This window comes from Duncaniella muricolitica, assembly GCF_910574735.1.
Taxonomy (GTDB): Bacteria; Bacteroidota; Bacteroidia; order Bacteroidales; family Muribaculaceae; genus Duncaniella; species Duncaniella muricolitica.
In genome coordinates this window covers 1-2,187 of sequence record NZ_CAJTCF010000150.1, presented here as the reverse complement: position 1 = coordinate 2,187, position 2,187 = coordinate 1, and the positions used below count along the sequence as shown (strand labels likewise).

Below are 2,187 nucleotides of genomic sequence, written 5' to 3'. Positions count from 1 at the left end.
ACAAAACTTATTTGACTTTACCAAATAAAATTGCAGCTAATTACTATAAAATCAGCAGGTTGAATTTACTTATAATGGTGATGTCTATTCCACATTATCGCCTTAGCGTGTCCGCTGAATAGTTACTTATACATACTTCCGATGTTAAAAAGAGTTATCAAATTATGACGGTTATCCCTTTTATGGGAGTTTCCAATGCCCGGTTTTAGGATGTCCTTTCTACGAAATTTTAAGGTCTTTCAAATGCCTCTCAATCGTATTTTTAGTTACCGATAGATGCCTTGCCATTTCTTCACGCTTAACATTTGGTCTTTCCTGTATCATTGCAACTATGCAATCATCTAAGTTTTGAGCGACATCTACACCTTCTTGAGCGACATTATTGTCCGTTATTGTCCGTTTGAGCGGCATCTGAAATAATCACATGCGAATTTGTCTATGTAAAGAATAATCACTATCTTTGTAATTGATAATATTTAATCATTATTTGAGTTAATATGGATGATTCAGATAATATGTTGTCAATATTAGACGGTTTTACACTGCCTGATGCAGACGATGTGGCCCGCAAGATGGCGGATGACTTCCGCAAAAGGCGTGTGGAGCGTGGCTTGACGCGGGAAGCCGTGGCTGACAAATCCGGCGTGGCTCTCGCCAACATAACACGTTTCGAGCAGAAAGGACTCATATCGCTGAAGAATCTGATACTCCTTGCTATCTCAATGAATTATCTGCAAGAAGTACGCGACATTTTCGCCGCTCCAAAGTATTCTACAATGGAGGAACTAACACAGATACGCAAGAATACCGGCAAGAAGAAAGCATACACCCGTAAACCCCGCACCGATGAAGAAGATTGACCGACTTTCTGTAAGATACAACGACCGCAATGTCGGCACGATGTCGCTTACTCCCGACAACCGTCTGTGCGTATTTGAATATGACAGGGAATGGCTCGCCGACGGTTTCAGCATCTCTCCGCTGGAGTTGCCGTTGAAACCGGGTATGTTCATAGCCAGGCCGACACCGTTCAACGGTGATTTCGGTATTTTCGAGGATAGCCTCCCGGATGGTTACGGACGCTATCTGCTCCATAAGGCTCTGCTACGCGAAGGCATAAACGATACCGACCTGTCGGCACTCGACAGACTGAGCATTGTAGGCAGCAGTGGCATGGGCGCGTTGATATACGCACCCGTGTCAAGTATTGTGACAGGAGAGGAAACTGATGATTTCGATATGCTCCAGCAAAAGGCATTGGACGTGCTTCGGGAACGACAGGACGATGATGCCGGACTCCTGCTTTTCAACAGCGGCAACAGTGGCGGTGCAAGACCGAAGGCGGTGTTTTCGGACAGTGACGGTCACTGGCTTGTGAAGTTCCGACACACATACGACCCCAAGAATATCGGTGAGCAGGAATATATCTACAACGAGACAGCCCGAAAGTGCGGGATAACGGTTCCTGATTTCAAACTGGTCAATGGCAAATATTTTGCCTCACGCCGTTTCGACCTGACGCAATCCGGGGAAAGACTGCACACCGCCACAGCCGGAGGACTGCTCTGCATATCCCTCGGCAATCCGATTCTTGACTACAGCAATCTGCTTGCATTGACAGGTTTTCTGACACAGAATCCGAAGGATGTCGAGGAGATGTTCCGGCGCATGGTGTTCAACTATCTTACCGACAACAAGGATGACCACTGCAAGAATTTCAGTTTCATCGTTCGCCGAGACTCTTCGGGCAAATGGCGATGGCACATAGCCCCGGCATACGACCTTACACTATGCACGGAAGGCTACAACGGCGAACATGCCACATCTGTCAACGGCACAGGGCATCCTACAATCTCGGATTTCATCGCAGTCGGCACCAAAATAAAACTGCCGAAAACAGTATGCCACAGGATAATAGAAGAGGTGGCCGACAACTGCGGCCATCTGCTCAGGTACAAACTCAAATAGTATCAGTATCGTCGCGCCTTTTCCACATGCCTCAGATCATGGCACGCAGCCGGCATATCATACTCAAACACAAATCAAAATGGAACGAGCAGCAGGAAAAAAGGGGACTGAAAGGGTCAAGCCGAAATGGCGGTGCATGGATTTTGAGAAAAGTGTTAAATTTGCGGTATGAAAACCGCAGATGCAATATGGATGTGCCTGCCCGAGGGCATGGACGAA

The 2,187-nt window shown here is 46.8% G+C and carries 4 protein-coding genes; 3 read left to right on the top strand and 1 reads right to left on the bottom strand.

Features of this window, described 5'->3' with window-relative positions; genetic code table 11:
* Positions 1 to 219 precede the first annotated feature (219 nt).
* Entirely contained in the window at positions 220 to 324 is a 105-nt protein-coding gene (locus QGT73_RS17590; protein WP_353049074.1) for an HTH domain-containing protein, read from the bottom strand.
* 191 nt (positions 325 to 515) lie between these two features.
* Between QGT73_RS17590 and QGT73_RS17195 the strand changes: the two genes are divergently transcribed.
* The 3 genes from QGT73_RS17195 to QGT73_RS17185 form a co-directional block, all read left to right on the top strand.
* Complete coding sequence (locus QGT73_RS17195) at positions 516 to 860, top strand: helix-turn-helix domain-containing protein (RefSeq protein ID WP_280123240.1); 345 nt, start codon at positions 516 to 518, stop codon at positions 858 to 860.
* The gene (locus tag QGT73_RS17190) at positions 847 to 1,968 is read left to right on the top strand and encodes a type II toxin-antitoxin system HipA family toxin (protein ID WP_280123239.1); all 1,122 of its coding nucleotides are present in this window, start codon (positions 847 to 849) and stop codon (positions 1,966 to 1,968) included. The genes QGT73_RS17195 and QGT73_RS17190 overlap by 14 nt, the downstream gene beginning before the upstream one ends.
* Positions 1,969 to 2,006: 38 nt before the next feature.
* The coding region (locus QGT73_RS17185) for a hypothetical protein (RefSeq protein ID WP_280123238.1) at positions 2,007 to 2,187 on the top strand (181 nt) is incomplete at its 3' end.